Annotated in this window: 12 protein-coding genes; 3 read left to right on the top strand and 9 right to left on the bottom strand. The window is 32.0% G+C overall.

Annotation, left to right across the window (positions count from 1 at the left end; translation table 11 throughout):
• The first annotated feature begins 140 nt into the window (after positions 1–140).
• Positions 141–5,114: a translocation/assembly module TamB domain-containing protein gene (locus C4S35_RS13530; RefSeq protein WP_104000684.1), complete on the top strand. Its 4,974-nt coding sequence runs from the start codon at positions 141–143 to the stop codon at positions 5,112–5,114.
• A 105-nt stretch (positions 5,115–5,219) separates the two neighbouring features.
• Positions 5,220–7,511 carry a translocation and assembly module lipoprotein TamL gene (gene tamL / locus C4S35_RS13525; protein WP_104000683.1) on the top strand — a complete coding sequence of 764 codons (2,292 nt, stop codon included), beginning with the start codon at positions 5,220–5,222 and terminating at the stop codon, positions 7,509–7,511.
• A gap of 214 nt (positions 7,512–7,725) precedes the next feature.
• On the opposite strand, the gene C4S35_RS13520 is transcribed toward tamL, so the two are convergent.
• The 8 genes from C4S35_RS13520 to C4S35_RS13485 form a co-directional block, all read right to left on the bottom strand.
• On the bottom strand, positions 7,726–10,776 hold the full coding sequence (locus C4S35_RS13520) for an efflux RND transporter permease subunit (RefSeq protein ID WP_104000682.1): 3,051 nt from the start codon (positions 10,774–10,776) through the stop codon (positions 7,726–7,728).
• A 1-nt stretch (position 10,777) separates the two neighbouring features.
• Entirely contained in the window at positions 10,778–11,731 is a 954-nt protein-coding gene (locus tag C4S35_RS13515; protein ID WP_104000681.1) for an efflux RND transporter periplasmic adaptor subunit, read from the bottom strand.
• The gene (locus C4S35_RS13510) at positions 11,700–12,935 is read right to left on the bottom strand and encodes a TolC family protein (RefSeq protein WP_104000680.1); all 1,236 of its coding nucleotides are present in this window, start codon (positions 12,933–12,935) and stop codon (positions 11,700–11,702) included. The genes C4S35_RS13515 and C4S35_RS13510 overlap by 32 nt, the downstream gene beginning before the upstream one ends.
• A gap of 28 nt (positions 12,936–12,963) precedes the next feature.
• A complete protein-coding gene (locus tag C4S35_RS13505; protein WP_104000679.1) occupies positions 12,964–13,986 on the bottom strand; it encodes a YncE family protein in 1,023 nt (340 codons plus the stop codon).
• A 155-nt stretch (positions 13,987–14,141) separates the two neighbouring features.
• Positions 14,142–14,561 carry a PepSY-like domain-containing protein gene (locus tag C4S35_RS13500; protein WP_104000678.1) on the bottom strand — a complete coding sequence of 140 codons (420 nt, stop codon included), beginning with the start codon at positions 14,559–14,561 and terminating at the stop codon, positions 14,142–14,144.
• Positions 14,562–14,688: 127 nt separating this feature from the next.
• Positions 14,689–15,834 (bottom strand): serine hydrolase domain-containing protein, encoded by a 1,146-nt coding sequence (locus C4S35_RS13495; RefSeq protein ID WP_104000677.1) that lies wholly within the window; start codon positions 15,832–15,834, stop codon positions 14,689–14,691.
• Positions 15,835–15,861: 27 nt separating this feature from the next.
• The gene (locus tag C4S35_RS13490) at positions 15,862–17,130 is read right to left on the bottom strand and encodes a sensor histidine kinase (RefSeq protein ID WP_104000676.1); all 1,269 of its coding nucleotides are present in this window, start codon (positions 17,128–17,130) and stop codon (positions 15,862–15,864) included.
• On the bottom strand, positions 17,127–17,807 hold the full coding sequence (locus C4S35_RS13485; protein WP_104000675.1) for a response regulator transcription factor: 681 nt from the start codon (positions 17,805–17,807) through the stop codon (positions 17,127–17,129). Before C4S35_RS13485 ends, C4S35_RS13490 begins: the two co-directional genes overlap by 4 nt.
• A 206-nt stretch (positions 17,808–18,013) precedes the next feature.
• Between C4S35_RS13485 and C4S35_RS13480 the strand changes: the two genes are divergently transcribed.
• Positions 18,014–19,441: an L-serine ammonia-lyase gene (locus tag C4S35_RS13480; RefSeq protein WP_104000674.1), complete on the top strand. Its 1,428-nt coding sequence runs from the start codon at positions 18,014–18,016 to the stop codon at positions 19,439–19,441.
• A gap of 99 nt (positions 19,442–19,540) precedes the next feature.
• Here the strand turns inward: C4S35_RS13480 and C4S35_RS13475 are convergent, their stop codons facing one another.
• Positions 19,541–19,918, bottom strand: a complete 378-nt coding sequence (locus C4S35_RS13475; protein ID WP_146059553.1) for a hypothetical protein — start codon at positions 19,916–19,918, stop codon at positions 19,541–19,543.
• Between the last annotated feature and the right edge of the window lie 314 nt (positions 19,919–20,232).

Raw genomic sequence — 20,232 nt, 5'->3', positions numbered from 1 at the left:
CAAAAATTTTACAATATTTACCCTTAAATTCATAAGGTTTTTCTATTTAAAATTTAGATATTTGTAGATTATTCCATTTTGGATTACAATTGTTAATCTGGTTTAAATTGGTTATTTTTAAACCTTAAAAAACACTTCATTTGAAAAACTATTTAAAGAAAATTTCTAAAATTTTCCTTTGGACATTAGGAGCAATCATACTATTGTTTCTATTGCTAATAGCCATTATTCAAATTCCCTCCGTCCAAAACTATGCTAAAGAGAAAGCGGTAACCTATCTTGAAGGAAAAATTAAGACTAAAGTTTCTATTGACACCTTACAAATTGGATTTCCAGAAAAGATAATACTCAAAGGTGTTTATTTTCAGGATCAAAAAAAAGACACTCTTTTAGCTGGAGAAAAATTATCGGCTGATATTAGTATGTTGCAATTGATGAATAACAAAATCGAAATCAACTCCTTGGAACTTGAAGGAATTACTGCCAATTTAAATAGAGATTCAAAAGCAGTTTTTAATTTTGAATATATCTTTAAGGCTTTTGCTTCGCCAGAAAAGCAAAAAAGTGATTCTCCTCCTATGCAATTTTCTGTAGCCGATATTAAACTGGACCGTATAAAATTTAATTATAATGATGCGGTTACAAAAAACGATTTAAATGCAAATCTAAATCATTTTGAAACGACTGTAAAAACGTTTGATTTAGATCAAATGATTTTTGAAATTCCAAAAGTTAAAGTTAATGGCTTACGGTTTAAGTTAAAACAAGGTTTGGTTCAAATATCCAATAAAACTAAAGTTGCTGCTATAAAAAATGCGCCGGAATCCATCTTAAAATTAAAACTCGGAGAAGTTGATTTTGCCAAAATTGATGTAGATTACCAAAGTGACGAAACCAAATTATCAACTAAATTTTATTTAAAAAAACTGTTAGCTAAAATTGATAAAATTGATCTTAATAATCAGTTATTATTATTTGACAGTATTGATTTGACTGGTGCTGAAGGCGAATTGGCTTTTGGTAAACTTGACCCAACAAATGCAAAAAAAGAATCAAATGGTGCACCAAACAATTGGGAAGTAAAAATAACCAAAACCGAGTTTAAGCGAGTAAACTTCCGTTATGACAATAATAATATTGACAGAATAAAGGAAGGTATTGATTACAATCATTTAGACTTTACTAAATTAAATCTACAACTTGATGCCTTTTACTACAATCCAGAAAACATTTCCGGAGATGCGAATTCGTTAACATTTAAAGACAAAAGCGGTTTAAATATTCAGTCGTTTAATGCTGAATTTTTCTATGGTAAAAAGAATGCTTTTCTTAAAAAATTATATTTAAAAACACCTCAAACAGAATTAAGAGATGAAATTTTAATAGGTTATCCTTCGATCCAATCATTAGTCAAAAATCCAGGGGAATTAGGGATTACAGCTAATTTGAAGAAAAGTAAATTGGGTATTAAAGATATTTTGCTTTTTGCTCCCATTTTAATAAAAACGAATCCTTTCATGAGCAATCGCAACGCGATACTACTGGTAAATGGTAAAGTTTCGGGGAAATTAAAGAATTTTTCATTTCCAGACATAGAAATCAGCGGTATTGGAACTACAAAAGTGGTTGCAAGCGGAAAAATTATAGGTTTACCAGATGCCAATAAAGCTTTCTTTGATTTGAATGTTAAAGACTTACAATCCAGTTCTAAAGATTTTAATGGAATCTTACCTCCAAAAACGATTCCAAATTCGATTCAGCTTCCGTCGAAATTCAGCGCCGTTGGAACTTTCAAAGGAACTATTACTAATTTTAATACCAATATGAATTTGGTAAGTAGTTTTGGAAAGGCAAAAATCAAAGGCACATACGACCGCAGTGTAAAAAATAAAGAGAAATATGATGCCCAAACAGAGCTAACTAATTTTGATTTAGGGAAGTTTATCAAAAACGATTCTATTGGAAAAGTAACTTTGAAAGCCAATATAAAAGGGAGTGGTTCCAACCTAAAAACAGCTATGGTTTCACTGAACGGAACTATTCTAAAAGCGTATTATAATAAATATACGTATAAAAATTTGAGTATAAAAGGAAATATTCGCAACGGAAATTTCAATGCAACTGCTTTCGCAAAAGATCCTAATCTCAAATTTGATTTGGTCAGTAGTGGAAGCTTTAGAGACAAATATCCAACAGGAAAATTAAAATTGAATATTGATATCGCTGATTTAGAAAAACTGAATCTGCATGCTGGTCCTATGAAAATTAGAGGTGTTATAAATGCTGATATTCAATCTGCTAATTTAGATTATCTTAATGGAACCGTAAATGCATATAATATTACCATTGCAAATGCGAAAGAACAATTTTTAATTGATTCAATCAGCGTAGTGGCAACATCTACCTCTCAAAAGAACACATTAGTATTTAAATCTCCATTTATGGATGGGGAGGTAAACGGGAAATACAAGTTATCAAAAATAGCCACCGCTTTATCTAATTCTGTTGCAAAGTATTATGACAGCAAACCAAATAGAAGAAAAATCCCTGTCGAAAAACAACAATTTGTTTTTAAAATTGGCGTAAAAGACAGTCCAATTCTATTGAATCTCATTCCTGATTTGAAAAGTCTGGAACCAATTAATATTAGTGGAAGATACAACTCTGTTAACGATTCTATTGTTCTAAACGGCACAATTCCTAAATTAACTTACGGAGAAAATACGATCACAAATGCCGTACTTAAAGTTGATACCAAAGATAAAGCGCTCGTTTATAGTTTAATTATTGACGACATTCAAAATAAGCAAATTCAGTTGCCTTACACCAATATTTCGGGGAAAGTGCAAAACAATATTCTGGATTACACACTGCAATTAAAAGACGTAAAAGACAAAGAAAGATACTTGATAAGTGGAACTCTGCAAGCAACGAACGGAAATAACGAAGTAAGTTTTGATCCAAATAATCTATTGCTCAATTACGAATCTTGGAAAATAAAGCAAGATAATTTAATTCGTTTTGGTAAAAATGGAATTTATGCTGATAATTTTGAATTGAGCAAAGATGGAAGTAGTATTAGAATACAATCTGAATCTAGTAACAGAAATGCACCAATCGCAATTGATTTCAAAGATTTTGACATCAAAACTATTACTAGTGTAGTTGAAAAACAGGATTTGCAGATGAGCGGTAAAATCAATGGAAAATCATTGGTTAAAAATGTAAATACGTCACCCCTTTTCACTTCGGATTTAACTATTGAAAATTTTACTTTCAAAAAAGATACTGTCGGTAACGTTATTATAAAAGTAAATAATGCATTTGCAAATAGATATGATGCAGTAATTTCGATTACAGGTCAAGGGAACCAAGTCAATTTAGATGGAAATTACAAAACAACTGACAGCAGTTTTAATATGAATCTGGCTATTGAAAAACTGAATTTGAAAAGTATTCAAGGTTTTACTTTGGATAATCTAAAAGAAAGTACAGGATTTTTTACTGGAAATTTTAAAATTACGGGGAATACAACTCAACCCAAAGTAATTGGAGAATTGCAATTTAATGAAATTGGTTTCAAAGCGACGAAACTCAATTCATCTTTTAAGTCTGCAAATGATAAAATTGTATTTACAAGCGATGCTATTCTTTTTGATAATTTCATTATAAAAGATGAAAAAGACAATCCTTTGACCATTAATGGAAAAATTAACAGTGCCAATTTTAGGAATTTTGGTTTTGATTTAGCCTTGGATGCAGATAATTTTAAAGCCATTAATTCTAAAGCCAAAGACAATGCAATGTACTATGGCGAATTGTATTTAGACAATCATTTAAAAATATCAGGCAATTTTGATAATCCTGTTGTGGAAGGAAATATAAAAATTAACAAAGACACCAAATTCACTGTGGTCATCCCGCAATCTGACCCATCAATTGCTGATAGAGAAGGAATTGTAGAATTCATTGATCAGGACAATCCGCAATTATTGGGAGAAATTGCTTTAGAAGAATTTACTAGTGAATCAGCTATAAAAGGAGTCAATGCTTCGGTAAATATTGAGATTGATAAAGAGGCCGAATTATCTCTGGTGATTGACAAAGCCAATGGGGATTTTCTAAAATTAAAAGGAGAAGCACAATTGAACGGTGGAATTGATCCTTCCGGAAAAACGACGCTGACCGGTCGATATGAATTATCCGAAGGAAGTTATGAAATGAATTTCAATTCCATTAAAAGAAAATTCGACATCAAACCAGGAAGTTATATTCTTTGGACGGGAGAACCAACCACCGCTGACATTAGTATTACAGCAATTTATAAAACAGATGCAGCGCCAATTGATTTAGTAAATGATCAATTAGGAACTGTAACTGCCGAAGTGAGAAATACATACAAGCAAAGAATTCCTTTTGAAACCAGATTAAAAATGACTGGAGAAATAATGAAACCTACCATTTCGTTTGACATCGTTTTGCCAGAAGGAAATAACAGTGTTTCGACAGAAATTATTAATACTACGCAAGCCAAATTGGCTCAATTACGTCAACAGCCAGATGAATTGAACAAACAGGTTTTTGCCTTACTTTTATTAAATCGTTTTATTGGAGAAAATCCATTTGCGAGTGAAGCAGGAAGAGCAAATGTTTCTTCATTAGCAAGAGAAAGTGTGAGCAAAATTTTATCACAACAACTGAATAATTTGGCAGGCGACTTAATCAGCGGTGTAGAATTTAATTTTGATTTAAATACTTCTGACGATTATACAACGGGTCAGCGAGCAAACAAAACCGATTTGAATGTAGGTATATCTAAAAAACTGCTGAACGACCGATTGAAAGTTACCGTTGGAAGTAGTTTTGGAATTGAAGGACCGCAACAAGTCAATCAAAATGCAAACAATATAGCCGGTGATGTTTCTTTGGATTACCAACTTTCGAAAGATGGTAGGTATAAAATCAGAGCGTACCGTCTCAATAAATATCAAGTGGCGCTTCAAGGTGAAGTCGTAGAAACTGGAATTGCTTTTATAATCACTTTGGATTACAATAAATTCAAGGAATTATTTAATAAAAGCAAAATTAAAAAAGCAACTAAAAAAAACAAATAAAATTTTGAACTATTAAGAAATTAAGAAAATTACTGAGTTGATTTTTCTTAATAAAACTTAATTCCTTACTGTTTAATTTCTTTTTAATCACATCAAAAAAATCAGATGAATAAAAATCATTTACTATACTTCCTTTTTCTAGTTTTGTTTGCCGCTTCCTGCAGCAATACAAAATTTTTACCCGAAGGAGAACTCCTATACATTGGTGCAACAGTGAAAGTAGAAGGAAAAGAAATATCTAATAAAGAGAAGAAAGCATTAAAAACGGCATTAAAAAGTACTCTTAGACCAAAACCAAATTCTTCATTTTTGGGATTACGTCCTAAATTATTCATCTATAATTTAGCGGGAACACCAAAAAAAGAAAAAGGATGGCGCTACTGGTTGAAAACCAAAGTTGGTGAACCTCCTGTTTTATTCAGTCAAGTAGATCTAGAATACAGCAAAAGTGTCTTACAGAATTTCTCCGAAAACAGTGGTTATTTCAACACTAAAACTGAAGCGGATTCAACCCGCCATGGCAAAAAAGCAACCGCGGAATATATTGTAAAACCATTAAAACGATATAAAATCAGAGAAGTAAAATTCCCAACGGATTCCTCCGTCATCTCCAGTGCGGTTCGTAGAACAAGCAGCAGAAGTTTATTAAAAAAAGATAATGGCTACAGTCTTGATATTATTAAAGAAGAAAGAGTTCGTATTGACGCCCGACTAAAGGAAAAAGGATTTTTTTATTTTAACCCTGATTATCTTAAAGTGCAAGTGGACAGTACCGTTGCAGATCATCAGGTGGATCTTATTGTAAAAGTAAAAGATGAAACTCCAAAACTGGCGGAGACGCCTTTCAAGATTAATAAAATTATTGTTTATCCTAACTATTCTATTGGTTCTGATAGTTTGAAACCCGATTATAATTCCATCAAAAAATACAATGATTTTACCATTATAGATCCGGATAATTTATTCAAACCACGGATTTTTGACCGCGCTTTATATTTTAAAAAAGAAGATCTATACAATCGGACCAATCATAATTTATCTTTGAATCGATTAGTGAATTTGGGTACTTTCAAATTCGTTAAAAATCAATTTAAACCTTCTGATACCTTAGGAAATTATTTAGACGCCTATTATTATCTTACGCCTCTACCTAAAAAATCCCTTCGTTTGGAAGTTTTGGCAAAAACCAATTCTGCTAATTATACCGGAACCGAACTCAATTTAAACTGGAGTAATCGAAACGCTTTTAGAGGTGCTGAATTACTAACAATATCTGCTTTTGGAGGTGTTGAAGTACAGGTTTCCGGACAAAATAACGGATTTAATGTGTACCGGGTTGGAACCGAAGCTAATTTAGTTTGGCCAAGATTTGTTTCCCCATTAAAGCTTCGATCTTCTAGTGGTTTTGTGCCCAAAACAAAAGCTACATTAGGATATGAATTTCAAAACCGAACCAAATTGTATTCGTTGCAAACATTCAAAGGCTCGTTTGGTTATTTATGGAAAGCGAGCGAGAAAAAAGAGCATTTATTAAATGTTACTGAAATCACTTATGCAAGCCCTCAAAATATAACTCCTTTGTATCAAGAACAAATTTTAGCCAATCCATCACTAAGTAAAGTAATAGAAAAACAATTAATTTTTGGTCCAACCTATTCTTATACTTACACCAATACAGTAGAGAAAAGAAGGAAAAATACATTTTATTATAAAGGGTCTTTAGATTTAGCCGGAAACATAACCGGATTAGCTACAGGAGCAAACATAAAAAAAGGAGATACCATCAAACTGTTTAATGTTCCTTTTAGCCAATTTATAAAAGTCGAAAACGATTTTAGACATTATTTGAAATTAGGTCCAGATTCACAGCTTGCCAGCAGAATTATTGTAGGCGCAGGATTTGCTTACGGAAATTCGAATGAGTTACCATTTATTAAGCAGTTTTTTATTGGTGGAACCAATAGTTTAAGAGCATTTCGTGCGCGATCCATTGGTCCTGGAACCTATGATGGTAATGCTACGGCAAGTAGTTTTTTAGCAGATCAGTCAGGAGATTTAAAACTGGAATTCAATACAGAATACCGAGCTAAAATTTATGGTTTGGTAAAAGGAGCTTTATTCCTAGATGCAGGAAATATATGGCTGTTGAAAGATAATCCTGAAAAACCAGGGGCCCAATTTTCTAAAAATTTCATGAACGAATTAGCTGTTGGTGCTGGGGCGGGATTACGTTTTGATTTTTCTTTTCTAATTCTTAGAACAGACCTCGCCTTCCCTATTCGGAAACCTTATTTGCCTGATGGGCAACGCTGGGTTTTAGATCAAATCAATTTTGGAAGTGGCATGTGGAGAAAAGAAAATTTAGTTTTCAATTTGGCTATTGGATATCCTTTTTAGGCAGAAATTAAGGCAATCAAAACTTTTTAGAAAAAAGTTCCATTAATTTTTAGTTTAAAATTTAAACACTTTTAACAAATTTATTTGGAACATCCGGAAGTACCACTAAATAAAAAGCATTTAATTTACCTTACTTTTTTATCAAAGCTATATATTTTATTTAAAATATGATTTGTATTTATTTAAAAATGAACAATCTAAATAAAAAATTAAATTAATTAAAGTAAGTAAAATGTTTTTCATTCTTGAAAACTAAACACAATAAAGTAGGCAATACAATCAAAAGTAAAGGCATCGCAATGATAAATCCTCCAATCACAGCAATCGCTAGTGGCTGATGCAATTCTGATCCAGTTCCAATTCCTATTGCTAGTGGAAATAAGGCTATGATTGCTCCAAACGCAGTCATTAATTTGGGGCGCAACCTAGTGGATATTGAATAAATTATAGATTCATTTACATTCCGTGTCAATTTAAAAGTTTCCCTGAATTGCAGAAATGTAAAAATAGCATTCTCACTTATTATTCCTACTATCATAATAATTCCTGTGTAACTTCCCACGTTTAATGGCGTTCCTGTTAGAAAAAGCAAAATATAGCTTCCTGCAATTCCTAAAACAGAAATTATTAAGATTACCAATGCTACTCTAAAATCTCTAAATAAAAATAAAATGACACCAAAAACCAATAAGGAAGAAGCGATTAATATCATCAACAACTCCTTGAACGATTGTTGCTGCTCTTTATAAGCACCTGCGTATTCAATATAATAGCCACTGGGTAAATGAATATTTTCTGAAATTTGAGATCGAATATCCTTCATCACACTTCCTAAATCCCTATTATCAAGCCTTCCCGTAACCACACTTATAATTTGAAGATTTTCACGTTCTATTTCCGCTACTCCTTTTTGAGCTTCAATACTAACCAAACTGGAGATAGGAATGGATTGTCCATTTGGTAAAAACAGTTGCAATTTTTTAATTTCTTCTAGACTTCTTTTTTCTGAATTTTTATAAATTAACCGAATGGGAGTTACACGTTCATTTTCTAATAAATTCCCAATAACATTCCCTTCAAGGGCAGTTTGCAATTGAAATTGCAAGTCGGCTGGAGTAATTCCGTATTGCGCTAACTGACTATAATTAGGCACTATATTTATGGATGGCCCAGCCAAAACAATACCGTCAAATACATCAGCAGTACCTTTTACTTTTTCGACTATTGCATTTACTTTCTTGGCTATTTTTTGTAATTCTGCTTGATTGTTCCCAAATATTTTTACTTCAATCGGCGAAACAGAACTCATTAAGTCACCCAACATATCCCCTATTACCTGACCAAAATCAATGCGTAAAGCGGGCTGAGTCGCTTCTACTTTTTGTCTAATTTCATCAATAATAGCATTGCTGGTTTTACTTCGGTCCTTTTTTAATTGAATCAAATAATCCCCGCGATTGGGTTCCGTTATAAAAAATCCCATTTGGGTTCCTGTTCGGCGACTGTACGCTTCTACTTCAGGAATTTTTATAATTATCTTTTCCACTTCTTTCAGCATTCTGTCAGTCTCTTCAAGTGAAGTTCCTGGGGGGCTTTCATAATCCAAAATGATACTTCCTTCATCCATTTCTGGTAAAAAACCAGTTTCTAAATTAGGCAGAATAATAAAAATAGATAGCACCAGAACGATACAAAATGAAATACTAATTATAGGTTTTCCAATAAAATAAGCTACCCAAGTCTGTGTTTTTACATCGTGAATTTCAAGTTCTTTTTTAACTTCAGAATTATTTTCTTTTTTGGAAAGCAATAAATAAACGACCGGAAGCAACAACCAAGTCACAAAAAAAGAACAAACTAAAGTGATTATCATGGTATCTGTTAACACTTTAAAATACGAACCCGCAACACCGCTCATTAATACAAAAGGAATAAAAATCACAATCGTACTTATGGATGAACCTACCATTGCCGGAAATAAATAGTGAATCGCTTTTTGCAAAAGCGAAACAGTGGGCTCATCAGGATGTTCCTCATAAGTTCTGTGAATTTGTTCTACAACTACAATCGCATCATCAATAATTAATCCTAAAGCCGCTGCAATCGCGCCTAGGGTCATGATATTAAACGTTTGTCCGGTTACGTACAACACAATCAATGTTAACCCCAAAGTAACGGGAATAACAACCAAAATTGTAACGCTGGCTTTCACTGATTTTAAAAATAAAACAGCAACAATAATCGCTAACAAAAGCCCTATCAACAAACTATCCGTTACACTTTTTACAGCATCATTTACAAAACTGGCCTGCTCATAAAATGGCGTTATTATTATATTTTTCGGAAGGATTTTTTTTAATGATTCCAGTTTATCATGCATCGCCTCAGATAATGAAATCAAATTTGAATTGGGTTGCTTGAGAACGGCGATAAGAATACTTTCTTTACCATTCGCATTTACTTTTATGTACTCTTTAGCTTCTCGAATTTCAACAGCAGCAATATCTTCTAAGGTTACAATTGCTTTTCCGTTATTGCGAATAACCAAATTTTCCAGTTCGTCCTTTTTATTAACCTGGGCATCTGCAATTGTGAGATATAAATAACGATAATCCGACAAATACCCATTGGATTTAATAAAATTGGTTTGACTTAAAACTTGCGTGATAGCATCTGGCGTAATTCCCAATGCTGTCATTTTAGTGAAATCAAGTGACAACCAATATTCTTTTTCTTTTCCGCCAATAATCCTAATCTCAGAAACACCATCAATTTGAGAAAGGAAAGGTTTTATGGTATAATTGGCTATTTTTTTAAGTTCAATAGGCGAGATTCCTTTTCCTTCTATAGCATATCCAATAACCGGAAGAATAGAAGGATTCATTTTCTCGACTGAAATTTGAGTATCAGGCGGAAGATTATTTTTTATCTGATTAATTTGCTCTTCTATCCGGGTTTTGCTCAAATCGATATCCGATTTCCAATCCATGAATGCCGAAATTTCGCAACTTCCTCTACTGGTTGTACTTCTGACCGTTTTTAAATCCTGTACTTTTTTAATGGCATTCTCTAACGGTTTTGTAACCGTAATCATCATTTTATCAATCGGCTGTTGTCCGGCATCTGCAATGATTTTTATTTTAGGGAAAGTAATCTCCGGAAATAAACTGGTTTGCATTTTAGAATACGCAAAAAAACCTCCCAAAATAATTAGAAAAATTATGGCACTCAATCCGTTTTTATGTTTGACAAAAAAATTATTCATTTTAATCCGGTTTTATCACTTTTACTTTAATGGTATCTGCAACACCATAATTTCCTGAAAGTAAAATTTTATCTTCAGAAGTTAAAATAGGTGTTAGAATTTCTACTTTATCAGGCGTTTCTACTCCTTTTTTTATCGGGATTTTTATGGCAGTATTGTTATTAATCATTTTCATAATCCAAAAATCAGTTTCCGTTTCATTACTTAAAACGGCTGCTTTTGGTAATGAAACAGTTTTTGAATTTGAACTTTTATTAATTCTGACTTTTACAATTAAATTCTCTGGAATGTCGTGTTTACCAATGACTTTTAAAATCACACTTTGTGTTTGTGAAGTGGCATCAACGGAAGGCATGTATTTTTGAACTTTCACTTTTACCAAAGTACTATCTGGTAAAATCACCGTTAGTTCTTCATTGATTGAAACATATTTTTTGAACTCGTAAGGCAAACTCAAAACTATGGCAAAACTTCCGGAGTCATTAATAGAAACTAATGGATCACCATCCTGAACATAATCACCTTGTTGCACATTTACTGAAGTTACAAAGCCATTAGTATTTGCTCTGACTTTTATGGCTCCGCCAAAATTTAAACTAGGGTCAATTTTATTAATCGTATTCCCTAACACTTTTGCCTCACGGGTTTTTATCGAAAATAATGCCGCCCCTTTAGAAACATAATCATTGGAAACCACGTTAACTGAATTCAAATAACCTGTAGCATTTGCTTTTATAACATTTTTGACCAAATAAGTTGCTGTAGCATTCAGGTCAATAAAACTTTGAATTGAACTGGTTTCAATCGTCGTTAAGGTCACAGGAACACTCGCGTCAATTACTTTTTCGGCTTCATTATTATTTTTACAGGAAATAAAAAAAAGCGCTATCACGATAAAAAACAGAATGGATTTCTTCATAGAATTAGTCATTAAAACTCCAATAATTAATTTCATTTATAATTTGAAGTTTGTTGCTATTATTTTGGGAAATGGCATTTTTGATGGCTATTAAATTACCAACAGCAATAATATATTCGGTAATTTGTGCATCTCCGGTAAGCAATAATTTTTTATTTGCTTCAATTAATGCATCAGCGATAAGAAGCTGTAATTGCAACTGATTTTCTACAGCTGCTGATTGTTTCCGTTTCAAATTCAACATTAATAATTGTTGTTGGTATTGTTTATTGAAATTGTTTTTATAAGCTAAATTAGTAGCTAATGCCGCATCATTTTTTTGATGCTGCAAAGTGCGTTGATTACCATCATAAATAGGAATTGACAAACCCAAACCCACACTAAATCCGAAATTTTTATAAGCCTGATAGGCAAAACTGGAATTGTAACCTGCATCTCCTAATAAAGACAAGGAAGGTCTATAACTGTAATCAATGAATTTATTTTGATTCTGAAGTTTTAAGCTGTCCACCTCAAATTGTTTCAAAAAAACTATTTTATCCGAAGACCGACTATTTTTCAAAGTAATTTCAGGCTTTTTTAAATTAATAAAAGTCGTATCGGTTTCTCCTGAAAGGTAATTCAACAAAGCCAAATCATTTTGATATTGTTGTTTTAATTGTAACAATACTAAATCCTGTTGCTTCACAGTTGCGCTAAAAATCAAATAATCTGTTTGTTTGTAAACTGCATTTTGAGTTAATTTTTTTAGGATGCTTGTTTCCTGTTTTAAAAGAGTTGCAATTTTTTGGTTGAAACCAATTTGTTCTGAACTTGCTGAAGCCAAAATATATTGAGCAATAATGGTTTTGTTTAAATCTCTTAAGGTAATTTTTTGATTTAAAACCAAAGCTTCTTTTATCAATTGAAACGAATCAGATTGCGAATTGATTCTTTTTTTTCCAATTATTTTTTGGTTAACTCCGACCAAACCCGCAACAGATTGTCCGTTACTCAATGCGGTATCATAACCAAAACCACTAATTACAGGTGCGTAATTAGCATTAAGATTTCCAGTAACTTGTGGTTTATAAACTGCGCGATTCAATAAACTATCTAGTGTCGCGGATTTTATTTGATTGCTATAATCTTTAAGTAAAGGAGAATTATTTTGTGCTTTAGCAATAAAGTAATTCAAATCTTTTTCTTGCGAAAAAGATTTGAAACAAATAAAAAATAATAATAAAAGCTTCCATTTCATTGGATAAATTTAGATAAAAAGAATTAAACTATTTAGAAATTGGTTCAACAACTAGAACAACGAACGAATTAGGTACTATTCCTGCTCGTGGTTTTGGGTTTTCTGTTGTTGGTTCTGGTTTTAAACCAAAATCTGCCGAAGGTAAATACAGTTGATTTGTAGTTTTGTTCAGTGCAATGGTTCTGGCTCCTTTTTGAGACTTTACAGTTTCAAGAATTGAAAAAGTATTTGCGTTACTCTCTTTTACAACCGTAATCGTTCCTTCGCCATTAGAAGCGAAAATAAGCTTCTTTTTGGCATCAAAAACAACGCCGTCACAACCATCACCAATTGGTAGTGTCTTTATAATTTTTCCATTTTTAGCATTAACAATTATCATTAAATTATTACTGCAAACAGAAAACAGTCTATTAGTAACTAAGTCAATTGCCAGTCCTGATGGTTCATCTCCAGGAACAATACTCCAAGTATTTGTTACTTTTAGTGTTGAAGCGTTTATCGTTTTTATTTCGTTTTTATTTTCAATATTCACATAAATTAATCCCTTAGTATTGGTAACTGAGAACTCTGGTTTTCCACCCAATGGAATTGTTTTCACCACTTTGTTTGTATTGGCATCAATAACCGTAGCATCATTACTTTCTGCATTGTAAATAAACACTTTTCGAGAAAATTGATCGTTTAAAATGGCATCTGGTTTAACTCCTGTAATTTTTACTTTTTCAAGTAATTCAAATGTTTTCAAATTGACAATTGTAATAGAATTGTCTTTTCCGTTGCTAATAAATGCTTTATTGAGATCATTGGCAACTGCAATTCCATGAACTCCTTTTGTATCTGGAATAGTTGCTATTGTTTTATCTGATTTTAAATCAATCACATTGACCATGTTTCCGTGTGAAACAAATAAATGTTGCGCCACATCATCAACAGCAAGATAATCCCAGCCGTCATTACCAGAAGTGCTGATCTTTTTAGATAATTTATAGGTTTGACTGTAACTATTAAAAATAGAAGCAAAAATTATTACGGACAGTAGTATTTTTTTCATTTTAAAAAACTTTAAAAATTAATTTTAACCTTTTTTGTAAGACAAATAGCTTGTCCGATCTATTTGCACTTTATGCAGACACCACTTTTTACATCATAAAAAAGAGTCGGATGTAAAACCAACTCTTTATGTATATTAATTAAAAAAATCGAAAATTATTCTTTTATCGACATACCATTTTCTTTAAAAGCAAGGCTTTTACTCTTCATACCTTTTTTTAAATCTACTTCATAGATAGTTCCATGTTTTGAACTTTCTGTTTTGTCCGCTTCTGCAATTTTCCAATCACTGTATTTCGATTTTACAGCTGTTAAAATTGCTTTTGGTAAATTGACAACTTTAATTTCTCTTTCCGTTTCCAGCCAAGTTCCATCTTCTGAGAAATTAGCAGAAATCTTGTTTCCTTCCAATGTAAATTCTGCTTCCCATTCTTTTGGACCTTCAACTCCCCAACTCACTTTTGTTGCAGCAGGAAATTTTTTAGCGAAGGCTTTTTTTACTGCATCCGGTGGAGTTCCGGCAAACGCACAACTGCAAATGAATACAATTGACATAATCATTACTAATTTTTTCATTTTTTAAAAGTTAAAAGTTAATTGTAAAAATTTTATAGTACAAATATCAAATACAATTCTATTTTAATTCTATGCTAAGAGAGTAGCAATTCAGTTTTTCATAACGCGCATAAAGTCAAACTCGTTGTTACATTTGGTCGATTATTTGCAAAAATACTTCCTGCCAATAATTTGGATGATACGAGGTTTCGGTATCGCCAAAGCGGACTATAATAATATTTTTCTCGGGATACATATAAAGATATTGACCAAATAATCCCACAGCAAAATAACTGCCATATTTCAAAGGTCCTATTCCCCAATTATTATTATAAAAGTGTTTATTATTTCCCGATGGATCTGAATGAGTAGATAATTCTACCCATTTTTTAGATACAATTTGCTTCCCATTCCAATTCCCATCGTTTAGATAAAGTCTACCTAACTTAGCAAAGTCAATGGCTCTTGCTTCTAAACAACAAAATGATTTTTCAATTGCTTTATCATCTTTTCGATCCAAACTCCATGATGCTGGTGCCTCCATCCCTAATGGTTTCCAAATTTTATCTTCAAAATATTTTGAAATTGTACCTCCAGTCACCTTCTCTATAATATATCCTAAAAGTAATGTGTTCTCGCTGCTATATCTAAATTTAGTATTGGGCGGACATTCAAGAGTTAAATTGAGCATTCTCTCTCTTAAATTATCGCCCCAGTAAAACGCTGCATTATCAGATGCAGGATCTAATTCGTTATCAGTAAATCGTATCCCTGATGTATGTTGTAATAAATTTTTTATGGTAATTTTTTCCCAACCAATTTTACCTTTAAATTCAGGTAAATAATCAATAATGAAGTCATTCTCACTTTTTATTTTTCCTTCATCAATTGCTATTCCTATTAATGTTGAAACAAATGGTTTAGCCATCGAAAAGGAAGAAACAACTGAATTTGATGTATACCCTTTATTATATTTTTCATAAACAATTGTGTCATTGCGAATAATTAAAAATGTTACCGTTTTATGTAATGTCGTAAAACTATCCAAGTTGACATTTGTAGAATTAAAATCCCTATTGATTACTCCTACTTTTGTTCCTAACTGAGAATCTTTATTGGATTTATAAAAATTATAAACAGGACCTTCATTATTAACTACTCTGTGCGGAAAATGTCTGTAATCACTTTGACTTGGAATCCCACCATATCGCAACGATCGCAATACATCACAAGAGATTAAGCTACAAAGCAATAGCGGTATAAAAAAATATTTAAATAACTGTTTTAATTTCATAAACTAACTGGTTTTAATTTTCTGGTCCTATTTTTTTGTCAAAATAAAATCGTGCTTTCCGGCAGTAAATTTATAATCAAATACCAATCCGCTTACCTCTGCAATTTCTTTTACGATAGACAATCCAAGTCCTAAGGACTCTTGTGAAGTAGAGTCTTTATGAAAGCGCTCAAACAACTGACTATCAATTGGATTATCAAGCCCCAAATTTGAGATTGTAATTTTATTTTTTGCTATAAAAATTTCAATATTCCCATTATTAATATTATGTCTGATTGCATTTTGTAATAAATTATTAATCAGTACTAAACTCAAATCAGCATTCATTAAAACACAAAAATCGCTTTCAATATTTTTTATTACCTCAATTTTATTGGCTTGAATGTGTTCTTCAAAAAAAACTAAGGAGTTATCAACTGTATTTTCAAAAGATACATTTTCTGTAACATTAAATTGTCTGTTTTCAATTTTGGTGAGTAATAAAAATGATTTGTTCAATCGAATTATTTTAGAGCAAGCGTCATCAATCGCAATGATTAATTTTACATCATTTTCTTTCAAATTTTCAGATTGAATAAGTAAATCAATTTTCGACCTTATAACAGCTAATGGCGTTTGGATTTCGTGCGAAGCATTTTCAGTGAATTTCTTTTGGCTATTAAAATCAACAATCATTTTCTGCATCATAACGTTTAAGGAACGATTTAATTCATCAAATTCTGTTACCGAAGTATTTTCAAAACATGGAATTACATTATCAATTACACGAAATTTCTTTAAATTGGATACCGTTCGATAAAAGGGTTTCCATACTGTTTTTGAAATCCAAAAATTTATGACCAAGTAGGTCACAAAAAGCAAAATCAATAAAACAACAAAAGAAGTAAAAATACCTCTGAACAATTCGTTATATTCTAATGTACTTCTCCATATCTTAATAGAATAATTAGCATTTCCAACTTTAAAAACAGAAGAAAGCAATCTGTTTTCCGCTAGTTCATTTTCTTTTTTATCAAAAATTAAAGTGTCCGAAAAAATAGGTACAGGAATTTTGAAATTATTTATTATAGCTATTTTTTTGATTGTAGCTTCACTGCTTTTAGTGATTATTTTCAGAGAAATCGTGTCCTTTTCTTTTAAATAATTTTCAATTACTTCATTGCGATTTAGCAATAGTTCATTATTACTTTCTCTAACCTCTCTTGTAATGATATGAAAACAAATAAATCCTGATAGAATTAATATCGGGATACTCAAAATCAAATAATACAAACTTGTTTTAGCTAATAATTTCATTCTTGCGTTTTAAAATTGTAACCTATTCCATAAATAGTTTGCAAATAATCTTCGCATTCTTTTTCTAATAATTTTTTACGCAGATTTTTCACATGATTGTATATAAAATCAAAGTTATCTAATCTATCCGAATTATCACCCCAAAGATGCTCTGCAAGCGCACTTTTACTCACTACTCTATTTTTATTAGATATAAAATAAAGCAATAAATCATATTCTTTTGACGTCAAAATTACATCTTGATTATGAATTAAAACACGTCTTTCGTGAGGCAAAATTTTTATTTCATTGACACTAATTTCCAAATTTCCATCAAAACTTTTTCTTCGAATCACAGCTTTTATTCGTGAATTAAGTTCAGACAAATGAAATGGTTTTGGCAAATAATCATCTGCTCCAAGGTCTAAACCATTTACTTTATCATCAAGTGAATTTTTGGCTGAAATTATTATAACACCTGCTTTAGATTTTTTTAGTTTAATTTCTCTGAGTAAATCTAAACCAGAGCCGTTTGGCAAAGTAATATCTACTAAAATACAATCATAATCATAAATCGAAATTTTCTGTTGAGCATGAGAGAAATCAGGAGAAATTTCAACAATATTCCCTTCCATTTCAAGATATTGCTCAATGCTTTTTTGCAATTCTGGTTCGTCTTCTATTAGTAGTATTTTCATAGGTAATGTAAAAATAAAGCTAAAATCTATTCTAATTCTGTTTTTAAATTAAATTTAAGTGATTTCAATAACTCCTATTTACTCACTTTGTTAAATGATCAGAATATGACGTAATAAATTGCCAAATATTTAATAAATCTCCTTTTTTAAACCTCATCATTGCTACATTCTATTATCTTTGTTTTAAGTAAACCTACTGATAAATTATGGAAGAATGTATTTCTGTTTTTGATATGCTTAAAATTGGTGTTGGACCATCTAGTTCTCACACACTTGGACCTTGGCGTGCTGCAGAACGTTTTTTGGAAGAATTACGAACTAAAAACTTAATAGATACTGTCAACAGAGTAAAAGTAGATTTATACGGTTCCCTCTCCCTTACTGGTAAAGGCCATGCCACCGATTTAGCGTTAATGCTGGGTTTAAGCGGACAAGATCCTGAAATTATTCCTATTGAAAATATCGCTGGGATTATAAAATCAATTAAAGATGAAAATGAAATCAATTTGGGAAACCGCGTACTGATTCCATTCGATTTTTTACAAGACATTGTTTTCAATAAAAATTTCCTTCCCTTTCATGCCAATGGGTTGACTTTTAAAGCTTACACAACTGATGGCCAAGAGTATTCGGGAACCTACTACTCCATCGGAGGTGGATTTGTGGTGAAAGAAGAACGCATCAATGCCAAGAAGAAAATTGCCATAAAATGTGCATTCCCATTTCCAATTGACAAAGCCGAAGAATTACTGAATTACACTAGTACTGAAAATAAAAAAATATCTGAAATCGTTTATGAAAACGAGAAATCAATGCGTTCCGAGGAAGTTATTGATACCGAATTAATGCGTATTTGGCACACGATGCTAGAATGCATTTACATTGGTTGCCATTCTGAAGGGATTCTTCCCGGGGGACTGAATGTACGCCGAAGAGCATTTGACATGCACCAAAATCTTATAGGATTAGCCAACTATAATACACCTCAAACATGGCTTGAGGAAATAAGAAAAACGGAAGTAAAATTTCGCCAAATCCTTCAATGGGTAAGCTGTTTCGCACTTGCAGTAAATGAAGTTAATGCCGCCTTAGGACGTGTAGTTACCGCACCAACTAATGGAAGTGCGGGTGTTATTCCTGCCGTTTTAATGTATTATTTAGTTATTGAAAATCATGATGCCGGTGAAAAAGAAATCAAACAATTCTTGCTGGTTGCCGGAGAAATAGGCAGTATTTTCAAAAAAGGGTCCACAATTTCAGCAGCTATGGGCGGCTGTCAAGCTGAGATAGGCGTTTCTTCTTCCATGGCGGCGGCTGCTTTATGCGAATTAATGGGAGGAACACCGGAACAGGTTTTAATGGCTGCCGAAATCGCCATGGAGCATCATTTAGGTTTAACCTGCGACCCTGTTGGTGGATTGGTTCAGATTCCGTGTATCGAACGCAATACTATGGGTGCCATAAAAGCCATTAATGCTGCCGAATTAGCCTTATCAACTGACCCAAAAAATGCAAAAGTTCCTTTAGACAAAGTAGTTGATACCATGTGGCAAACCGCTAAGGATATGAATAATAAATATAAAGAAACTTCAGAAGGTGGCCTTGCAATCGCAGTGAATATGGCTGATTGTTAAAAGAATTCATTTTATCTTACTAACTTTTGTAGCCCTTTAGAGGAACTGAGCTTAAAAAAAAGCGATTTTTTTAGCTCAGCTTAACAATAGTAGCTCTATTTATAATTTTGTAGATTTACCTACTGTCAAATAAATATGGTTGTTTGGATACAGAAATTCCATCTTAGTATTCTTTTTATTTACTCTCATCTCTACTTGGCCACGTTTATTTTCTAAAGTATAGAGCATGTAATCAGGATCGGGAGAATAGACCATCGAATTAACTATTTTATAGACCAATTTCATGTCCGTGAAAAAGAAGACGACGTCATTTTTTTGAGTGTCCAAGAAAACAAACGAATATTCATTTCCTGAAATATCACATTCTCCATTCTTGAAAGGCAATTCATCTACGCAATAACGCTGAACATTAAATACATGTTCCTGAGAATACGCACTACCAGCAGTTAGCAATGCCATTAGAATTATTTTTTTCATATTTCTTGACTTTTTTTTAATGGTTTGAAATTGAAATAATATTTTTCTGTAAAACAAAATACATGCCAAAAAAAATAGTTTTTGTAAATCCTGAAAATAACTTTATTTATTCTCCATTTAGGGTACTAAAAAATATTGACTGCAGGTATAAAACTGTTTTGAAAACAGCATCGCAACGCTTTGAAATCTATAACGGCTATTATAAATTAATTAAAACCACAATTTGCTATTCTTGATCAAAATGCAATCGAAAAATTTATAATATTACGATTAAAAGTGACTTTAAATTTCAATATCTGACAATACAGATTGTA

It is taken from the genome of Flavobacterium urumqiense (assembly GCF_900108015.1).
Classification (GTDB): domain Bacteria; phylum Bacteroidota; class Bacteroidia; order Flavobacteriales; family Flavobacteriaceae; genus Flavobacterium; species Flavobacterium urumqiense.
Note: the sequence above shows the minus strand (reverse complement) of the source record. Positions and strands in the feature narration are given on the sequence as shown.

Coding starts and splice junctions, on each gene's coding strand:
- C4S35_RS13505 (WP_104000679.1), bottom strand. CDS start 13,986: ATGAAAAAAATACTACTGTCCGTAATAATTTTTGCTTCTATTTTTAAT.
- C4S35_RS13500 (WP_104000678.1), bottom strand. CDS start 14,561: ATGAAAAAATTAGTAATGATTATGTCAATTGTATTCATTTGCAGTTGT.
- C4S35_RS13495 (WP_104000677.1), bottom strand. CDS start 15,834: ATGAAATTAAAACAGTTATTTAAATATTTTTTTATACCGCTATTGCTT.
- tamL (WP_104000683.1), top strand. CDS start 5,220: ATGAATAAAAATCATTTACTATACTTCCTTTTTCTAGTTTTGTTTGCC.
- C4S35_RS13520 (WP_104000682.1), bottom strand. CDS start 10,776: ATGAATAATTTTTTTGTCAAACATAAAAACGGATTGAGTGCCATAATT.
- C4S35_RS13490 (WP_104000676.1), bottom strand. CDS start 17,130: ATGAAATTATTAGCTAAAACAAGTTTGTATTATTTGATTTTGAGTATC.
- C4S35_RS13485 (WP_104000675.1), bottom strand. CDS start 17,807: ATGAAAATACTACTAATAGAAGACGAACCAGAATTGCAAAAAAGCATT.
- C4S35_RS13475 (WP_146059553.1), bottom strand. CDS start 19,918: ATGAAAAAAATAATTCTAATGGCATTGCTAACTGCTGGTAGTGCGTAT.
- C4S35_RS13510 (WP_104000680.1), bottom strand. CDS start 12,935: ATGAAATGGAAGCTTTTATTATTATTTTTTATTTGTTTCAAATCTTTT.
- C4S35_RS13515 (WP_104000681.1), bottom strand. CDS start 11,731: ATGAAATTAATTATTGGAGTTTTAATGACTAATTCTATGAAGAAATCC.
- C4S35_RS13480 (WP_104000674.1), top strand. CDS start 18,014: ATGGAAGAATGTATTTCTGTTTTTGATATGCTTAAAATTGGTGTTGGA.